Origin of the sequence: Streptomyces sp. SID5910 (genome assembly GCF_009862125.1) — a bacterium.
GTDB lineage: Bacteria > Actinomycetota > Actinomycetes > Streptomycetales > Streptomycetaceae > Streptomyces.
The window spans coordinates 1-17,233 of the sequence record NZ_WWHX01000553.1; the positions used below are offsets into that span (position 1 = coordinate 1).

Sequence of the window (17,233 nt, forward strand, 5' to 3'; positions counted from 1 at the left end):
GTGGCTGGTCGCGCAGTTCCCCGCGCCCCTAATCGGCGTGTCCATCGACTACGGCCAAGAGGGCACCGACCTCCACCTGGCTGCCGGGCTCGGCGTGCAGAGCCGTCAGTGTTCCCGTCGTCGGGGCCGTGATTTTGTGTTCCATCTTCATTGCCTCCAGCCAGAGGAGGGGCTGGCCCGCCTGGACCGGGGTGCCCTCCGTCAGGCCTTCCGCGATGCGGACGACCGTGCCCGGCATGGGGGCCAGGAGGGAGCCGGGGGCGTGTTGGGCGGTGGGGTCGGGGAAGCGGGGGAGGGCGGTGAGGGCGGTGGTGTTGACGTGGATCCGGTCGGCGTAGCGGGCGATGTCGTACGTGCGGCGGACGCCGTCCGTTTCGAGGATCACGCGGGCCGCGTCGGCGTGGACGACGCGGACGCCGTCGGCGGCGAGGCCGGCGCGGGTGTGGTGGTAGCGGACCTCGTGTTCCTCACCGTCGACCGCGTAGCGCTTGACCTGCGCCTGTGAGGGCAGGTTGCGCCAGCCGCCGAAGCGGCCCGCGCGGGTGCTCGCGTCGGCGAGGGCGGCGGCCAGCGGGGCGAGGGGGTCGGGGGCGGGCTCGGTGAGGGCGGCCAGGTGGCGGTCGTAGAAGCCCGTGTCCATGCGGGCGGACGTGAACTCCTCGTGGCGCAGGGAGCGGACGAGCAGGTCGCGGTTGGTGACCGGGCCGTGGATCGCCGCCCGTTCCAGCGCGCCGGCGAGGCGGCGGACGGCCTCCGCGCGCGTGGGTGCGTAGGCGACGGCCTTGGCGAGCATCGGGTCGTAGTGGACGCCGATGTCGTCGCCGTCGGTGTAGCCGGTGTCCAGGCGGATGCCGTCCGGGACGGCGAGGCGGTGCAGGCGGCCGGTCTGCGGGGCCCAGCCCTGCGCCGGGTCCTCGGCGTACAGGCGGGCCTCGACGGCATGGCCACGCGCGCGTGGGGGCTCGGGGTCCAGGGCGTGACCCTCGGCGACGCGGAGCTGGAGGGCGACCAGGTCGACGCCGAACACGGCCTCGGTGACGGGGTGTTCGACCTGGAGGCGGGTGTTCATCTCCAGGAAGTGCGCCCTGCCGCCCGCGACCAGGAACTCGACGGTGCCGGCACCGGTGTAGTCGACGGCACGGGCGGCGCGTACGGCGAGGGCGTGCAGTTCCTCGGCCAGCCCCTCGGTGAGTCCCGGCGCCGGAGCCTCCTCGATCACCTTCTGGTGGCGGCGCTGGAGGGAGCAGTCGCGGGTGCCGAGCGCCCACACCGTGCCGTGGGTGTCGGCGAGGATCTGCACCTCGACGTGGCGGCCGTTCTCGACGTAGGGCTCGACGAACACCTCACCGTCGCCGAAGGCGCTCGCCGCCTCCGCGCGGGCGGCCGTCAGCTCGGCGTCGAGGTCGGCGAGGTGCCGTACGACGCGCATGCCGCGTCCGCCGCCGCCCGCCGCGGCCTTGACCAGCACCGGCAGGTCGGCCTCGGTGACCGCGTCCCGGTCCAGGGGCGCGATGCCCATCAGGGCCTTGGCGCGGGTCTTGGACGCCATCGCCTCGATGGCCTCCGGCGGCGGCCCGATCCAGGTCAGGCCCGCGTCGGTGACGGCGCGCGCGAAGTCGGCGTTCTCGGAGAGGAAGCCGTAGCCCGGGTGGACGGCGTCGGCGCCGGCGGCGATCGCGGCCTTCACGATCAGGTCGCCGCGCAGATAGGTGTCGGCGGACGCGGTGCCCGGCAGGCGGACCGCGGTGTCGGCCACGCGCGTGTGGAGGGCGTTCTCGTCGGCGTCCGAGTACACGGCGACGGTCCGGATGCCCGACTCCCGGCAGGTGCGGAAGACACGGCAGGCGATCTCGCCGCGGTTGGCGACGAGGACGGAAGTGATCACTGGTCCCTCACACCTCACATTCGGAAGACGCCGAAGCCACCGCGCGCCCCTTCGTAGGGCGCGGTGTGGATGGCGGACAGGCACAGGCCGAGGACGGTGCGGGTGTCGCGCGGGTCGATGACGCCGTCGTCGTAGAGCCGCCCGGACAGGAACATGGGCAGCGACTCGGACTCGATCTGCTGCTCCACCATGGCGCGCAGCGCCGCGTCGCCCTCGTCGTCGTACGGCTGTCCCTTCGCGGCGGCCGACTGGCGGGCCACGATGGAGAGCACGCCGGCGAGCTGCTGCGGGCCCATGACGGCGGACTTGGCGCTGGGCCAGGCGAAGAGAAAGCGGGGGTCGTAGGCGCGGCCGCACATGCCGTAGTGGCCGGCGCCGTAGGAGGCGCCCAGGAGGACGGACAGGTGGGGGACGCGGGAGTTGGACACCGCGTTGATCATCATCGCGCCGTGCTTGATGATGCCGCCCTGCTCGTACTCCTTGCCGACCATGTAGCCGGTGGTGTTGTGCAGGAACAGCAGCGGGATGTCGCGCTGGTTGGCAAGCTGGATGAACTGGGCGGCCTTCTGCGACTCCTCGCTGAACAGGACGCCCTGGGCGTTGGCGAGGATGCCGACCGGGTAGCCGTGCAGGCTCGCCCAGCCGGTGGTGAGGCTGGTCCCGTACAGGGGCTTGAACTCGTCGAAGTCGGAGGCGTCGACGATCCGGGCGATGACCTCGCGCGGGTCGAACGGGGTCTTGAGGTCGCCGGGGACGATGCCGAGCAGCTCCTCGGCGTCGTACTTGGGCGGCTCGGCGAGCGGCGGATCGGCGTACGCCTTGCGGTGGTTGAGACGGGCGACGACGCGGCGGGCCTGGCGCAGGGCGTCCGGCTCGTCCACGGCGAAGTAGTCGGCGAGGCCCGAGGTGCGGGCGTGCATCTCGGCGCCGCCCAGCGACTCGTCGTCGCTCTCCTCGCCGGTGGCCATCTTGACCAGCGGCGGCCCGCCGAGGAACACCTTGGCGCGCTCCTTGACCATGATCACGTGGTCGGACATGCCGGGGATGTAGGCGCCCCCGGCCGTGGAGTTGCCGAAGACGACGGCGACGGTGGGGATGCCGGCGGCGGAGAGCCGGGTGAGGTCGCGGAAGATCGCGCCGCCGGGGATGAAGATCTCCTTCTGCGACGGCAGGTCGGCGCCGCCGGACTCGACCAGGCTGATGCAGGGCAGCCGGTTGGCGAGGGCGATGTCGTTGGCGCGCAGCGACTTCTTCAGCGTCCACGGGTTGCTGGCGCCGCCCCGCACGGTCGGGTCGTTGGCGGTGATCAGGCACTCGACGCCCTCGACGACGCCGATACCGGTGACGAGGGCGGCGCCCACCGCGTACTCGCTGCCCCAGGCGGCGAGCGGCGACAGCTCCAGGAAGGGCGTGTCGGGGTCGAGCAGCAGCTCGATGCGTTCACGGGCGAGCAGCTTGCCGCGCTTCCGGTGCCGGGCGACGTACTTGTCGCCGCCGCCCGCGAGGGCCTTGGCGTGCTCGGCGTCCAGCTCGGCGAGCCGGCCGAGCATGGTCTCGCGGTTCGCGCGGTGGTCGGGGCCGGCGGGGTCGACGGCGGTGGGCAGGACCGTCACAGCAGAACCTCCGGGATGTCCAGGTGGCGGGAGCGCAGCCATTCGCCGAGCGCCTTGGCCTGCGGGTCGAAGCGGTGCTGGGCGGCGACGCCCTCGCCGAGGATCGACTCGACGACGAAGTTCAGGGCGCGCAGGTTCGGCAGCAGGTGCCGGGTGACGGGCAGGTCGCGGGCCTCCGGGATCAGCTCCCGGAACTGGTCGACGGTCAGCTCGTGCGCGAGCCAGCGCCAGGCGTCGTCGGTGCGGGCCCACACGCCGACGTTGGCGTCGCCGCCCTTGTCGCCGCTGCGGGCCCCGGCGACCAGGCCGAGGGGGGCGCGGCGCACGGGCCCCGGCGGCAGCGGTGCGGGCAGGTCCGGTTCCGGTACGGCGGTGAGGGCGGCGGAGTCCCGCGCCGGGGGGATCGCCGTCCGGTGCCCGTCGGGCAGGACCGCCACGTGCTCGACGGTGTCCTGCGGGACGTGGGCGGCCTCGAAGACGCCGTAGGGGGTGCCCTTGCCGGGGGGCGCGGTCACGTGGAAGCCGGGGTAGCTCGCGAGGGCCAGCTCGATCGCGGCGCCGCTCAGCGCCCGGCCGACGGCCTGCTGGTCCTGATCCCGGACGACCAGCCGCAGCAGCGCGCTCGCCGTCTCCTCGGTCGGCGCGTCGGGCCGGTCGGTGCGGACCAGGTCCCAGCGGACGTCGGCGACCTTGCCGAGGGCGGGTTCCATCTGAGCCCGCACGAGGGCGGCCTTGGCCTCGACGTCGAGGCCGGTGAGCACGAAGGCGACCTCGTTGCGGAAGCCGCCGAGCCGGTTGAGGCCGACCTTGAGGGTGGGCGGCGGCGCCTCACCGCGCACGCCGTCGATGCGGACGCGGTCGGGCCCGTCCTGGGTGAGCCGTACGGTGTCCAGCCGGGCGGTGACGTCGGGTCCCGCGTACCGGGCGCCGCCCGTCTCGTACAGCAGCTGGGCGGTGACCGTGCCGACGTCGACGAAGCCGCCGGTGCCGTCGTGCTTGGTGATGACCGAGGTGCCGTCGGCGTGCAGCTCGGCGAGCGGGAAGCCGAGGCGGCGTACGTCACCGTCCCGGAAGCCGTCGCGGAAGAAGGCGTAGTTGCCGCCGGTCGCCTGCGCGCCGCACTCCAGCACGTGCCCGGCGACGACCGCGCCCGCGAGCCGGTCGTACTCCGTCGGCGTCCAGCCGAAGTGCGCGGCGGCGGGCCCGGTGACCAGGGCGGCGTCGGTCACCCGCCCGGTGACGACCACGTCGGCGCCGGCCCGCAGGCACTCGGCGATGCCGAACCCGCCGAGGTAGGCGTGCGCGGCCAGGGCGCCGGGGTGGGCGGCGGTGAGGTCGTCGCCCTCGACGTGCGCGACCCGCACGGGGATGCCGAGCCGGTCGGCCAGGGCGCGTACGGCGTCGGCGAGTCCGGCGGGGTTGAGCCCCCCGGCGTTGGCGACGATGCGCACGCCCCGCTCGTGGGCGAGCCCGAGGCATTCCTCCAGCTGGCGCAGGAAGGTGCGGGCGTATCCGGCGCCGGGGTCCTTCAGCCGGTCGCGGCCGAGGATGAGCATGGTCAGCTCGGCGAGGTAGTCGCCGGTGAGGACGTCCAGCTCGCCGCCGGTGAGCATCTCGCGCATGGCGTCGAAGCGGTCGCCGTAGAAGCCGGAGGCGTTGCCGATCCGCAGCGGCCGGGTCATGCCGGGCCCCCCTTCGGCTTCCGTCCCTCTCCGGGCGGTCCGGCGAAGGCCTGGGCGATGTCCAGCCAGCGGTCGGCGTCGGCGCCCTCGGCGGTGAGGGCGAGGTCGGTGCGGTGGGCGCGCTGGGTGACCAGGAGGCAGAAGTCGAGGGCGGGGCCGGTGACGCGCTGGGCCGTGTCCTCGGGGCCGTACGTCCACGGGTCGCCGTCCGGTCCGGTGAGCTCGACGCGGAACTGCTCGGCGGGCGGGGTGAGGCCGTGGGCCGCGTAGGCGAAGTCCCGGGTGCGCACGCCGATGCGGGCGATGTGCCGCAGGCGGCCGGTGGGCGGGCGGGTCACGCCGAGCGCCTCGGCGACGTCGAGGCCGTGGGCCCAGGTCTCCATCAGCCGGGCGGTGGCCATGGAGGCGGCCGCCATGGGCGGGCCGTACCAGGGGAAGCGGGCGCCCGGAGCGGAGGCGCGCAGCGCGGTGTCGAGCCGCCGGCGCCCCTCCCGCCAGTCCTCCAGCAGCTCGGCGGGGGCCCGGCGGGCGCCTTCCTCGGCGCCCTCGTCGACGAAGGTGCCGGGCGCGGCGAGGGCCTTCTCCACCAGCGCCCGGAAGCCGTCCTCGTCGGTGACGGCGACCAGGGCGGACCGGTCGGTCCAGGCCAGGTGGGCGATCTGGTGGGCGATCGTCCAGCCCGGGGCGGGGGTGGCGAGCGCCCACTGCGCGGGGCTCAGCGACGCGACCAGCGCGTCGAGCTCCTCGCTCTCCTCGCGCAGGTCGTCGATCACGGGCGTCGGGTCGGACACGGGCGCTCCCCTCGAAGCACGGCGGCGTGCGGCGCGGTGTGGTGAGGAGCATGGCAGGGGGGCGATTAACAATCAAGCATGCTTGCATGATTTTACGCCGGGACCCGGACTATGGGATCGCTCCCACCACCCCCTGTACATCGCACGCCCGCACAGAGATCCTCGACGGATGACCCACACCAGCGACACCTCCTGGCCCCCGCCCATCAGCGCCGTCACCCTCTTCGCCGAGGACCTCGACGCCACGAAGCGCTTCTACACCGAGGTCTTCGGGCTGCCGGTGACCTACGAGAACGAGAACTCGGCCGTCTTCGAGTTCGGGGGGACGCTCATCAACCTGCTGCGCGTGACGCGGGCGGACGAGCTGATCGGCCCCGCCCGGGTCGCCGCCCCGGAGGCGGGGTCGCGGATGCAGTTCACGCTCACCGTCGAGGACGTCGACGCGAAGTGCGCGGAGCTGGTCGCGCGCGGGGTGACGCTGCTGAACGGCCCGATGGACCGCCCCTGGGGCATCCGCACCGCCTGCTTCAGCGATCCCGCCGGGCACGTCTGGGAGATCGCCTCGTGACCGCCGTACCGGACGCGGACGCCGAGGCCCGCGCGTTGCTGACGCCGGAGGTCCGCGCACTGCTGACGGCACTGGACGGCCAGCGGCGCCATGTCCTCGGCGCCCTGGAGGGGCTGGACGAGGAGGCGCTGCGCAGGCCCGTGCTGCCGTCGGGGTGGAGCTGCCTGGGGCTGGTGCGGCATCTCGCGCTGGACGTCGAGCGGTTCTGGTTCGGCGCCGTCGTCGCGGGTGACGAGCGGGTGATCGCGGCCCTGGACGAGACCGAGGACGCCTGGCGGGTGGAGGCGGACATGGCGGCCTCCGACGTGCTCGACCGCTACCGCCGCGAGGTGCGGCTCGCGGACGCCGTCGTCGGCGCCACCCCCGCGGACGCGCCCCTGGCGTGGTGGCCCCACCACCTCTTCGGCGCACCGCATCTGCACAGCCTGCGGGACGTCCTCCTGCACGTCATCACGGAGACCGCCTGCCACGCCGGCCACCTGGACGCGGCGCGCGAACTCATCGACGGGCGGCGGTGGCTGGTGCTGACGTAGACCCCGGGTGGCCAAGACCTAGGGCATGTCTGCGCCCTCGGGCAGGTCCGGGACCGCCTTCGCCCGGTTCCGCCGGCCCACCTGGGTGCGTACCGCGCCCATGCTGGCCGCGACGACCAGGGCGATGGCGGCGGACTGGGCGGCGGACAGGGCCTGGTCGAGGATGAGGAAGCCGGCCGTCGCGGCGATGGCGGGCTCCAGGCTCATGAGGATCGCGAAGGTCGGCGCGGGCAGCCGGCGCAGCGCGAGGAGTTCGAGGGTGTACGGCAGGACGGAGGAGAGCAGGGCGACGCCCGCGCCCAGCGCCAGCGTCACCGGGTCGATCAGTTTCGCCCCCGACTCGGCGATGCCCAGCGGCAGGAACAGCACCGCGCCGACCGCCATGGCGAGGGCCAGCCCGTCGGCCTGCGGGAAGCGGCGGCCGGTGCGGGCGCTGAAGACGATGTACGCGGCCCACATCACGCCCGCCCCCAGCGCGAAGGCGGCACCGGCCGGGTCGAGGCTGTCGAAGCCGCCGCCGCCGAGCAGGAAGACGCCGGCCAGGGCGAGCGCGGCCCAGACGAGGTTGACCGCGCGGCGGGAGGCGAAGACGGACAGGGCGAGCGGGCCGAGCACCTCCAGGGTGACGGCGGGGCCCAGGGGGATGCGGTCGACGGCCTGGTAGAAGAGGCCGTTCATGCCGGCCATGGCGATGCCGAAGACGACGACCGTGCCCCAGTCGGCCCGGGAGTGGCCGCGCAGCCGGGGACGGCAGACCAGGAGCAGGACGACGGCGGCCACCACCAGCCGCAGGGTCACCACGCCGAGGGCGCCGGCCCGGGGCATCAGGCTCACCGCGAGCGCGGCGCCGAACTGCACGGAGATCCCCCCGGCGAGGACCAGTCCGACCGGGCCGAGGGAACCCCAGCGGCCGGCCGGGGCACCGCCCGGCGCGGGCGCGCGGCCGGTGGCCTGCGCTGCGTCGGGGCCCGCCGTGGAGGCGGCCGGGGAGGGGGTGCCGGGGGTGGCGCTGGAGGTGCTCACGAGGGCTCCGGGACGGTCTGCGGGTCGATTTCGTTCATCGTGCTGTACGGCACGGTCCAGGGTAGTGGACTCGGTCAGGCGCGTAGCCCTGCAATGCAACTGTCGGGGGCGGGGTGTGCGGCTGTCAACGGATGTCCGCCTGGCGGGCGGGCCTGCCTGAGGGGACCTCGCCGGGTGGGTGCGCGGCACCGAGGAGGTAGCGTCCGCGGCGTGAGACGACTCGTTGCCCGCCTCTGGCGCCTCCTGCGCCCGCTGCAGAGCCGCATCATGTGGTTCCTCAACGCCAAGTTCGTGGTCGGCGTGACCGGCGTCGTGCGTGACGACGAGGGGCGGGTGCTGATGCTGAGGCACCGGATGTGGCCGCCGGGCCGCCAGTGGGGTCTGCCGAGCGGCTTCGCGCGCAAGGGCGAGGACTTCCGGGCGACCGTGGTGCGCGAGGTCCGCGAGGAGACCGGCCTCGACGTGGAGGTGGGCCGGCTGGTCCTGCTGAACAGCGGTCTGCGCACCCGCCTGGAGGTGGCGTACGAGGCCCGTCTGCTGGGCGGCGAGCTGCGCCTCGACCCGTTGGAGATCCTGGAGGCCCGCTGGTGCCGCCCGGACGACCTCCCGAAGGGCATGCAGCCGGTGTGCGGCCCGCTGGTGCGGGGCGAGACGGTTCCCTGAATCGCGGTCCCCGGGGTGTCGAAAGCGGCGGAGCCCGATCGACGCAAGGGTGAAAGCAGGACACACACCCCACCACCCGAGGAGCACCCCATGACCGTGACCGTGACCGCGGACCTGGCCATCACCCTCGACGGCTACGTCGCCGGACCGAACGTCACCCTCGACAACCCGGCCGGCGACGGCGCCGAGCCGATCTTCGAGTGGATCCACAGCCTGGCGAGCTGGCGGGAGCGCCAGGGCCTGACCGGCGGGGACGACAACCGCGACTCCGAGCTGGTGCGCGAGTGGTTCGACGCGACCGGGGCGGTGGTCATGGGCCGGACGATGTACGACACGGGCGAGGAGTTCTGGGGCGACAACCCGCCCTTCCGCACCCCCGTCTTCGTGCTCACGAACCGTCCCCGGCCGACCCTGGTCAAGGAGGGCGGCACCACGTTCACCTTCGTCACCGACGGCATCCACAGCGCCCTTAAGCGGGCGAAGGCCGCCGCCGGGGACCGGAACGTCGACATCGGGGGCGGCGCGAGCACCGTGCGGCAGTACCTCGCGGCGGGGCTCGTCGACGAGCTCCAGCTGCACGTGGTGCCCGTGCTCCTCGGCGACGGGCTGCGGCTCTTCGAGGGGCTGGGCGGAGGCCGGCGCGACCTGGAGCAGGTCAGGGTCGTCGAGACACCCCTGGCCACGCACCTGACGTACCGCTTCGTACAGTGACCCGGTGCTCTTCGACGTCACCCGCGGTGAACTCGCCGGCCTCTTCGGCGAGCACCGGCTCGCGACCCTGCCCGCCACCGCGTTCCCGCCCCTCGCCGCGGACACCGAGGGCGCCCGGCTCCTCCGGACGGTCGGCGTCCCCACCGGGACGCTCACGCTGCGTGCGCCCGACGAGGAGTCCGGCCGGCTGCCCCTCGTCCGGGAGGTCGTGGACGCCGAGGACTTCGAGGCCACCCCGCGTGACGCCGGCGGCTGGCCCGTCATCGGCTGGCTCCTGAGCGCCCACCTCGCCCTGGACCCCGGCAGCGGCACGGTGTACGCCGTCGACCCCGACGAGGGGACCGTGCGGGAACTGCACACGGACGTCTCCTCCCTCGTCCGGGTCACCGTCCAATTCCAGCGCCTGCTGGACGAGTTCACCTTCGGCGACGACGAGGAAGCCGGCTTCGAGCGCCTGGAACGCGAGGTGGAGCGCGTACGGCGGGAGACGGACGGCGTCGACCCGCTCCCCTTCCGGGACGACGAGACGGTCTGGTCGGTGGTCGGCGACGAGATCGCCATGGGGCAGCGCTTCGTGGCCGGCAGCCCGGGGGCCCGCTCGCTCTACGGGTGACCGCGGGCCGCCCGCCGCCGGTCAGCCCATGCTCTTCGCGCCGTCCAGGGACTCGCGGATGATGTCGGCGTGGCCCGCGTGCTGGGCGGTCTCGGCGACGATGTGCATCAGCACCCGGCGCGCCGACCAGTGCGTGTCCGTGAACCACGGGGCCTTCGGCAGCGCCTGGGTGACCCCCAGGTCGGGCAGGGTCGCGACCAGCTCGTCGGTCCGGCGGGCGGCCTCCGCGTAGTCGGCCAGCACCCCGGCCAGCGTCTCACCGGGCAGCATCCGGAACTCGTCGGTCCGCCGGGCCCAGTCGGCCTCGGTCATGGCCGTGAAGTCCCCCATGGCCGAAGCCCCGTTCAGGATGAAGTCGCCCCAGCTCCGCTCGCCCGAGGTCATGTGCTTGATCAGGCCGCCCAGACAGAGCTCGCTCGCGGTGGTCCGGAGCCCGGCCTGCTCGTCGGTGAGGTCGCGGGTGGTGAAACGCAGGAAGTGCCGGTGCTTGGCCAGCATCGCGAGGAGGTCGGCACGCTCGTCGGTGACGGCGGGGGCCTCGGACGCGTCGCGGGTGGTCAGGTCCTCGGTGGCCAGGTCGCGGGTGGTCGTCTCTTCGAAGGTCATGGTGGGTCTCCGCCTTCCGGTGTTCCGGTGTCCGTCGGTCGAGGACCACGCTAGGGACCATCGAGGTCAGGTCGCGTCCTACATGGGCGCGCGGGAGCCTCCGGATCTTGCGGGGGCATCCGGATCTAGTGGGCGATCCTCCCGCCGCCCATCAGCAGCCCCAGCCCCTCCGTGTCGTCGAAGGTGTCCGCGGACAGCCGGGTGACGCCCTCGGTGGACGGCCCGTCGGCGGTGCCGGGCAGCAGGTACGCGGCGCCGTCGACCGTGTCGCTGCCGGGCGCCGCCACGACCAGGTCCGCCCGGCCGTCGCCGTCGAGGTCGGTGAGGGCCACGGAAGCACCGAAGTCGGCGTCCCCGCCCGGGTGGGCCCCCAGGTCGTCCCCCTCCCACAGCCGGGCCCCCTTGCCGGTGAGCCCGTCCGGTCCCCCCGGCAGGAACAGCACCTGCTCCGGCCCGGGCTTCCCGTAGGCGTTGTCCCACCGGGACGCCCCGGCCACGACGTCCGCGTAGCCGTCCCCGTTCACGTCCCCGGTGTCGAGGGAACCGAAGGTGGCGTCCTCGTCCTGCGGTTCCGCGCCGGGCACGCCGGGCGTGTCCCGGTCGATGGTCGTCGTCCGCTTCCCCGGCCCGTCCTCGGAGCCGTACACGACCGTCACCCCGCTGCGGCTCGCGTCCCCGCCCCGGGGGCTGAGTACGAGATCGCCGTACCCGTCATGGTCCACGTCGCCGATCGCCCCCGTCCCCGCGTCGGGCAGGCGCGTGCCCTCGGGCTGCGTGAAGCCGTCCCGGCCGCCGTGCAGGTAGCTCACCGGCCGCCGCTGCCGGGCCCAGGGCGCCTCGGGGTCCGGGTCGGCCGCGTGGAAGCTCACCAGGTCGTCGGCGCCGTCGCCGTCGAGGTCCCCGGCCAGGAGGTCGACGTAGTTGGCGTTCGCGGTGTCCGGCGCGGGGCGGCGCGGCGCGGGGACGGAGCCCGTGGCGGCCGGGGTGCCGTCGCGCCCGAAGGGGCCCTTGAGCAGCCCCTTGTCGGAGCCGAGCCCGAAGACGAGGTCGGCGTGCCCGTCCCCGTCGAAGTCCCCGCCGACGAGCTGCTCGTCCAGGATCGGGTCGTTGTCCCAGGCGACGTGACTGACGTCGGTCCCCGGCACCCGGGTCGCGCGCGACAGCCCGTCCTCCGAGCCCCACATGATGATCACGCTCGGCTTCCAGTCGAAGACGGAGGCGGCGAGGTCGGTGTACCCGTCCCCGTCGAGGTCGCGGGCCACGACGTCCGTCCCGAAGTAGGCCTCGTCACGGTTCTTCCCGGGGATCCCGGCGTCGTCCTGCGTCAGGTACTGGCACCGGCCGATCCCCGTCCCGGCCCCGGTCCCGTACGCCACCTCGATGCTCCCGCCCCCGCTCCCGCCGGGCACGCTCCCCATGGAGCCGAAGGCCAGGTCGGGATGCCCGTCCCCGTCGAAGTCGGCGGCACCCTTCGAGGCGTTCGCGGCAGCGGCGGTGCCGTGGGCGCCGGTACCGCAGCCGCGCGGCGAGGCGATGGGGTCAGGCGCGTCGTCGGCGACCACCACCCCCACGGCGACCGCCAGCGCGACGACGGCCGCACCGCCCCCGATCACCCACGCCCGCCTACCGCCCCACCGCCGCGACGCCTCCACCTGCTCATCCGAACCATCCATACGAACGATCACGTGCCGCACGCCCGTCGCGGTTCCGGTTCCCGCCCCGAGCGCTCCGCGCAGCCGGCCACCACGAAGCTGCGCCGCATGTCAGGACGGTCGCCACCCGACGGTGAGCAGGTGCGAACTCGCCGCCAGCAGCTCTGGATGGGGCTCGGCCATGCGGGCAGCAGTGAGAACCGAGTCGAACAGATGCGACTCACGGAACGACTGACCGGTGTTGCGCTCCGCCGCCGCCAGCAGGGACCAAGCAGGTCCCTCGACCCCGAAGACGTCCACGTCCACGAAGCCCGCCGCCGCGACCTCGTCGCGCAACTGCTCCCCGCTGTGGAAGTACGCCCTGGTGAACGCGTTCTTCCCGTCGTGGACCTGGGTCACGAGAATGGTCCCGATGCTCTCCCGCATCGCCTTCTTGTGCAGGTGGGCGTACGCGGCGTGCTCGAAGAGCGAGGCGTACCGATTGATGCCGGCGACCGCCAGCAGCCCGCCCGGCTTCAGCACACGGCGCGCCTCGGCCAGCGCGCGGTCGCGGTCCGCCCGTTCCGGCAGGTGGTACATGGGTCCCAGCATGAGGACGACGTCGTAGGAGCCGTCGTCGGCCGTGAGCCGACGGGCATCGCCCAACTCGACGGTGGCCCCGGAAGCCTTGGCCCGTTCCACATGCCGACGAACCGGGTCGACCAGATGCACCGCGTACCCGTCCTCGACGAGCCACCGGGCATGGGCGCCGGGGCCTCCACCGACGTCGAGCACCCGGGCCGGTGACGCGGGCAGATGGCGACGCAGCAACTCCTGCGTACGTACCATCTCCAGACGCCCGTCGGCTGTGGTGACCAGCCGGTCCGCCTCGTCGACGGTCTCGCTGTAGAACCTCACGATCTCTGGCGCTACCTCAGGGCTTGTCATCGGTGCATTCTGATGCCGAACCGGTGGACCAGTCCAGTAATCGGGAAAGAGTGCCATGCCTGTGCTGAAGTACGAGCAGATCGCGAGTGATCTGCGGACCCGCGTCGCGAACGGCGAGTTCGGGCCGGGCGACCTCCTGCCCTCGGGCCGCGACTTGGCCGAACAGTGGGGCGTATCGCGGGCGACCGTGGTCAAGGCCTACGACATCCTGCGTCAGGACGGACTCGTCGTGGCACGACAGGGATCGGGTTTCCTGGTCACGGAGGCGCCCGTCGCCCGGCCCGCCGGCGGACGGCGCGCGGGTTCCACCCGTCTGTCGGGTGGAGCGCCGTACCGACGCCTCGGCACACCGGACCGTACGGTGCCGCCCGCCCGCGTCGCCGAATCGCTGGGCCTCGGGCACGGCGAGGAAGCACTGCGCCGGGTACGGCTCATGCTCCTCGAGGACGGCACGGCCCAGAGTCTGGTGACCGCGTGGTTTCCGGCGTCGGTGGCGGATGCCGCCCCGCGCCTGACCGCGAAGGGACCGATCGCCGAAGGGACGACGCACTACGTCCGGCGTGAGACAGGCCGCTTTCCCGTGGAGGGCGTGGATGTGACGACGGTGCGTCTGGCCACGGAGGAGGAAGCGCGGCATCTGGGTGTGGAGCAGCCGACGGCCGTAGCCGTCACCCTTCACACGGCGTTCGACCAGCGGCACCGGGCTCTGGTGTGCGAGGAGGGCGTGTGCCCCTCCCACATCTTCGAGCAGACCGACAACTACCCCATGCAGTAGCCGAACTGACGTTCCGCTTGACTGGACCGGTCCACCGGTCCAGTCTTTGTCGTGCTCGTCTGAAGGCGCCGGCCGTACACCCTGCTCGCGCCCGGGGACGGGCTTCCCCACAGCAGTCCCCGGCGACCGTCCGACCGGCCCCGGGGCGTGGCCACCAGCCGAATCTGATCGGAGCTGATGCCATGACCGAATTCATCGGCCGCCCGGTGACACGGGTGAGCCTCCTGCTCGGCCCGCGGGGCGTCCGCCGACACACCGGCGCTCGCCCCACCGTCCTGGACGGCAGCGAGGCGGTGGCCGTACGCCCGTACGTCCTCGCGTACACGTCGTACGACCTGGAGGCAGCGGCATGACGCACCCCCATGAGCCCCGCCTGCTTCCCTGGTCCGGCCCCGACGGCAAGCCCTGCTACCTGATCACCGACGACCACGGTGGCCCTGTCTCACGCCTGGCCGACACCACCGAGGCCACCCAGCTCGGCATGGGCGCCGAACTCCTCGGCCACGTCCGGGTCCTCCTCCCGAACGCCCCGCACGGCGAACTCCGCTTCCTGGCCGAGCGTCTGTCCGAGGCCCTCGCCGACGCCCTGCGAGTGGCGGAGAGCCGGGGACGGAGGCTGGAGGGCTTGAGCTGACCCCGCGGTGGCGGCCCGCCCCACGCGGTTCCTCAGGCCCCTGCCCTGCGGCCGTCCCTCGAGCCGAAGACCTGCATGGCCTCCGTGTCCGTGACCCTCGCCCACAGGTACTCGTCGGCCCATGCGGCGATGCCGGGGTAGGTGCACTCGGTGACGAGCCGGGTCACGGCCGCCGGTACGTCGTACGGGGTGACCCGCAGGTCGGTGCCGGGGCCGAGGAGGCACCAGTGGGCGCCGGCGCGACCGTAGGGGATGCCGACGCTGCCCGGGTTGACCACCAGGCGGCCGTGGGCCAGCCGGACGTAAGGCATGTGCGTGTGGCCGCACACCACCGTCCGGACGTCATCGGGCAGACCGGCGAACACCTCCGTCCACCGGTCGAGGCGCGAGTCGACCAGCACCACCTCCTCGTCGTCCCGGGGCGTGGCGTGGCAGAACAGCACCCTGCCGTGGCCGCGCACACCGAGGGTCAGCGAGGCGGGCAGGCCCGCGAGGAACCGCACCTGCTCGTCGGTGAGGCACTCCGCCGCGTAGGGCCCGATCGGGTCGGGGATCCCGTCACGCTCGCCCCTGCGGTACTCGACGAGTTCGCGGTCGGCGTTGCCGCCGACCCACAGCACCCTCTCGCCCAGGCCGCGCAGCAGCTCGACCACTTCGCGCGGCTGCGGGCCCGCCGTGATGTCGCCGGTCAGCACGATCCGCTCGGCGGCGGCCACCTCCGGCTCGGCGAGCACGGCCTCCAGCGCGGGCAGCACCCCGTGGATGTCGGAGAGGACGGCCACCCGTCCCAGTTCGTACGCCACCCAACCGTCTCCTTCCACAAGGCTCGATACCACGGTCGGACACCGGGCCCCCGGATCATCCTCCGGGCCCACGGCGAAGTACCGCCCCGGCCCGACGTGCCGGGCGTCTCCGCGGGCCTAACTTCGCCTGCATGAACCGGAGATCACGTACCACCGCCCTCGCCGCGCTGCTCGCCTGCGCCCTGTCCGCCCCGCTGTTGAGCGCCGCGCCCGCCTCCGCGGCGCAGGGCGCCCCCTCGGTGGCCCGGGCGGTGCAGGCGCCGTCCGTCGCGGCGGAGCTGGAGCTGCCCGCGCCGACCGGCCCCCACCCGGTGGGCCGCCGGACCCTGCACCTGGTCGACCGGAGCCGTACGGATCCCTGGGTACCGGCGGTGGGGTACCGGGAGTTGATGGTGTCCGTGTCCTACCCGGCCCGCTCGGCCGGCGGGGCGCCCGCGGCGTACATGACCACCGAGGAGGCGCGGCTCCTGCTGGAGGAGAGAGGGCTCGGCGGGGTCGTGGCGGCCGAGACGGTCGCGGGGACGCGTACGCACGCCCGGGTGGCCGCTCCCCCGGCGCCAGGCCGCTTCCCCCTGGTGCTGCTGTCCCCCGGCTTCGGGATGCCGCGCGCCACGCTCACCTCGCTCGCCGACGACCTGGCCGGCCGCGGTTACGTCGTCGCCGTCGTGGACCACGCGTACGAGTCCGTGGGCACGGAGTTCCCCGGTGGCCGGATGCTGCCCTGTGTGGCGTGCGAGGAGGTCGACGCGGGGCCGGAGTACGCGGCGGTCGCGACCGGTCGCGCCGCCGACCTGTCCTTCGTCATCGACGAACTGACCGGCCGCCGGGGTCCGGGCGCCGCGCTCTCCCGCATGATCGACTCGCGGCGGATCGGGGTCGCCGGGCACTCGATCGGGGGAGCGGCCGCCGCCGGGGCCATGGCGGCCGACCGGCGGGTGCGGGCGGGTGCCGATCTGGACGGCGACTTCTTCGTCCCGGCTCCCGGGGCCGGGCTCGGCGGGCGGCCGTTCCTGATGGTCGGCGCGGCGGCCACGCATCGTCCCGACAGCACGGGCACCGACTGGTCCGAGGCCTGGAGCCGGCTGCACGGCTGGAAGCGCTGGCTGACCTTCGAGGGCGCCGGGCACTTCTCGTTCACCGACTTCCCCTGGCTGGGGGACCGGCTCGGCCTGCCGGACCCGACGGTGCCGCTGTCGGGCGAGCGGGGCTGGTCGCTCACCCGCGACTACGTCGCCGCCTTCTTCGACCTCCACCTGCGCGGCATCCCCGGGCGCCTGCTCGACGGGCCCACGCCCTCCCGCCCCGAGGTCACCTTCCACCGGCCGTAGGAGGCACCACCGGGGCCCTCACTCCAGCCCGTCCGCCAGCACCTCCGCCAGATGCCGCCCCCGCACCCCCGCCAGCTGCTCCAACTGGGTCCGGCACGAGAAGCCGTCCGCGAGGACCACCGCGCCGTCCGGTGCCTCGCGCACCGCCGGGAGCAGCTGGTCCTCCGCGCAGGCCGCCGAGACCTCGTAGTGGCCGTCCTCGAAGCCGAAGTCGCCCGCGAGGCCGCAGCAGCCGCCGCTCAGCTCACCGGTCAGGCCCGCCGCCTCGCGCAGACGGCGGTCGGCCGCGTCGCCCAGGACCGCGTGCTGGTGGCAGTGGGTCTGGCCGGTGACCCCGTCGCCTCGATCGGCGTGGGCGCCGGGGTCACCGGCCTCGGCTGCGGAGCCTGGCTCCTCCTCCAGGGCCTCGCCAGCGTCACGTTGATG

At 73.8% G+C, this 17,233-nt stretch carries 18 protein-coding genes and 1 pseudogene; 9 read left to right on the forward strand and 10 right to left on the reverse strand.

The window, feature by feature from the left end; genetic code table 11:
• Window positions 1-28: 28 nt before the first annotated feature.
• Genes GTW67_RS19210 through GTW67_RS19225 form a run of 4 tightly spaced genes read right to left on the reverse strand, consistent with a single transcriptional unit; the run spans window position 29 to window position 5,971 of the window.
• The gene (locus tag GTW67_RS19210; protein ID WP_161166051.1) at window positions 29-1,885 is read right to left on the reverse strand and encodes an ATP-binding protein; all 1,857 of its coding nucleotides are present in this window, start codon (window positions 1,883-1,885) and stop codon (window positions 29-31) included.
• A gap of 14 nt (window positions 1,886-1,899) precedes the next feature.
• On the reverse strand, window positions 1,900-3,498 hold the full coding sequence (locus GTW67_RS19215) for a carboxyl transferase domain-containing protein (protein ID WP_161166052.1): 1,599 nt from the start codon (window positions 3,496-3,498) through the stop codon (window positions 1,900-1,902).
• A complete protein-coding gene (locus GTW67_RS19220; protein ID WP_161166053.1) occupies window positions 3,495-5,180 on the reverse strand; it encodes an acyclic terpene utilization AtuA family protein in 1,686 nt (561 codons plus the stop codon). Before GTW67_RS19220 ends, GTW67_RS19215 begins: the two co-directional genes overlap by 4 nt.
• Window positions 5,177-5,971 (reverse strand): TIGR03084 family metal-binding protein, encoded by a 795-nt coding sequence (locus GTW67_RS19225; RefSeq protein WP_161166054.1) that lies wholly within the window; start codon window positions 5,969-5,971, stop codon window positions 5,177-5,179. Before GTW67_RS19225 ends, GTW67_RS19220 begins: the two co-directional genes overlap by 4 nt.
• A gap of 169 nt (window positions 5,972-6,140) precedes the next feature.
• On the opposite strand from GTW67_RS19225, the gene GTW67_RS19230 reads away from it, so the two are divergent.
• Both GTW67_RS19230 and GTW67_RS19235 read left to right on the forward strand, forming a co-directional pair.
• Complete coding sequence (locus GTW67_RS19230; protein ID WP_161166055.1) at window positions 6,141-6,539, forward strand: VOC family protein; 399 nt, start codon at window positions 6,141-6,143, stop codon at window positions 6,537-6,539.
• A complete protein-coding gene (locus GTW67_RS19235) occupies window positions 6,536-7,072 on the forward strand; it encodes a DinB family protein (RefSeq protein WP_524539795.1) in 537 nt (178 codons plus the stop codon). The genes GTW67_RS19230 and GTW67_RS19235 overlap by 4 nt, the downstream gene beginning before the upstream one ends.
• An 18-nt stretch (window positions 7,073-7,090) precedes the next feature.
• Here GTW67_RS19235 and GTW67_RS19240 read toward each other — a convergent pair whose 3' ends face one another.
• Window positions 7,091-8,095: an EamA family transporter gene (locus GTW67_RS19240; protein ID WP_161166056.1), complete on the reverse strand. Its 1,005-nt coding sequence runs from the start codon at window positions 8,093-8,095 to the stop codon at window positions 7,091-7,093.
• A 210-nt stretch (window positions 8,096-8,305) separates the two neighbouring features.
• Here GTW67_RS19240 and GTW67_RS19245 point away from each other — a divergent pair, with 210 nt between their 5' ends.
• From GTW67_RS19245 to GTW67_RS19255, 3 genes are all read left to right on the forward strand, one after another.
• Entirely contained in the window at window positions 8,306-8,758 is a 453-nt protein-coding gene (locus tag GTW67_RS19245) for an NUDIX domain-containing protein (RefSeq protein ID WP_161166057.1), read from the forward strand.
• Window positions 8,759-8,854: 96 nt separating this feature from the next.
• Window positions 8,855-9,469: a dihydrofolate reductase family protein gene (locus GTW67_RS19250; RefSeq protein ID WP_161166068.1), complete on the forward strand. Its 615-nt coding sequence runs from the start codon at window positions 8,855-8,857 to the stop codon at window positions 9,467-9,469.
• A 4-nt stretch (window positions 9,470-9,473) separates the two neighbouring features.
• Window positions 9,474-10,082: an SUKH-4 family immunity protein gene (locus GTW67_RS19255; RefSeq protein ID WP_161166058.1), complete on the forward strand. Its 609-nt coding sequence runs from the start codon at window positions 9,474-9,476 to the stop codon at window positions 10,080-10,082.
• Between the two features lie 21 nt (window positions 10,083-10,103).
• Here GTW67_RS19255 and GTW67_RS19260 read toward each other — a convergent pair whose 3' ends face one another.
• The 3 genes from GTW67_RS19260 to GTW67_RS19270 all read right to left on the reverse strand — a co-directional run bounded on the left by GTW67_RS19260 (window position 10,104) and on the right by GTW67_RS19270 (window position 13,267).
• On the reverse strand, window positions 10,104-10,688 hold the full coding sequence (locus tag GTW67_RS19260; RefSeq protein ID WP_161166059.1) for a DinB family protein: 585 nt from the start codon (window positions 10,686-10,688) through the stop codon (window positions 10,104-10,106).
• Between the two features lie 125 nt (window positions 10,689-10,813).
• Window positions 10,814-12,301 (reverse strand): FG-GAP and VCBS repeat-containing protein, encoded by a 1,488-nt coding sequence (locus GTW67_RS38200; RefSeq protein ID WP_161166060.1) that lies wholly within the window; start codon window positions 12,299-12,301, stop codon window positions 10,814-10,816.
• Between the two features lie 150 nt (window positions 12,302-12,451).
• Window positions 12,452-13,267, reverse strand: coding sequence for a class I SAM-dependent methyltransferase (locus GTW67_RS19270; protein ID WP_161166061.1), 816 nt, complete (start codon window positions 13,265-13,267; stop codon window positions 12,452-12,454).
• Between the two features lie 55 nt (window positions 13,268-13,322).
• On the opposite strand from GTW67_RS19270, the gene GTW67_RS19275 reads away from it, so the two are divergent.
• The 3 genes from GTW67_RS19275 (at window position 13,323) to GTW67_RS19285 (ending at window position 14,676) form a co-directional block, all read left to right on the forward strand.
• Window positions 13,323-14,042, forward strand: coding sequence for a GntR family transcriptional regulator (locus GTW67_RS19275; protein ID WP_161166062.1), 720 nt, complete (start codon window positions 13,323-13,325; stop codon window positions 14,040-14,042).
• 182 nt (window positions 14,043-14,224) lie between these two features.
• Entirely contained in the window at window positions 14,225-14,395 is a 171-nt protein-coding gene (locus GTW67_RS19280) for a hypothetical protein (protein ID WP_161166063.1), read from the forward strand.
• Window positions 14,392-14,676, forward strand: a complete 285-nt coding sequence (locus GTW67_RS19285) for a hypothetical protein (protein WP_161166064.1) — start codon at window positions 14,392-14,394, stop codon at window positions 14,674-14,676. The genes GTW67_RS19280 and GTW67_RS19285 overlap by 4 nt, the downstream gene beginning before the upstream one ends.
• Before the next feature lie 32 nt (window positions 14,677-14,708).
• Here GTW67_RS19285 and GTW67_RS19290 read toward each other — a convergent pair whose 3' ends face one another.
• Window positions 14,709-15,479 (reverse strand): metallophosphoesterase family protein, encoded by a 771-nt coding sequence (locus tag GTW67_RS19290; RefSeq protein ID WP_161166065.1) that lies wholly within the window; start codon window positions 15,477-15,479, stop codon window positions 14,709-14,711.
• A 131-nt stretch (window positions 15,480-15,610) separates the two neighbouring features.
• Between GTW67_RS19290 and GTW67_RS19295 the strand changes: the two genes are divergently transcribed.
• Window positions 15,611-16,807: an alpha/beta hydrolase family protein gene (locus GTW67_RS19295; protein WP_161166066.1), complete on the forward strand. Its 1,197-nt coding sequence runs from the start codon at window positions 15,611-15,613 to the stop codon at window positions 16,805-16,807.
• Window positions 16,808-16,825: 18 nt separating this feature from the next.
• Here GTW67_RS19295 and GTW67_RS19300 read toward each other — a convergent pair.
• A pseudogene (locus GTW67_RS19300) lies at window positions 16,826-17,233 on the reverse strand (FAD-binding oxidoreductase); the annotation flags it as partial.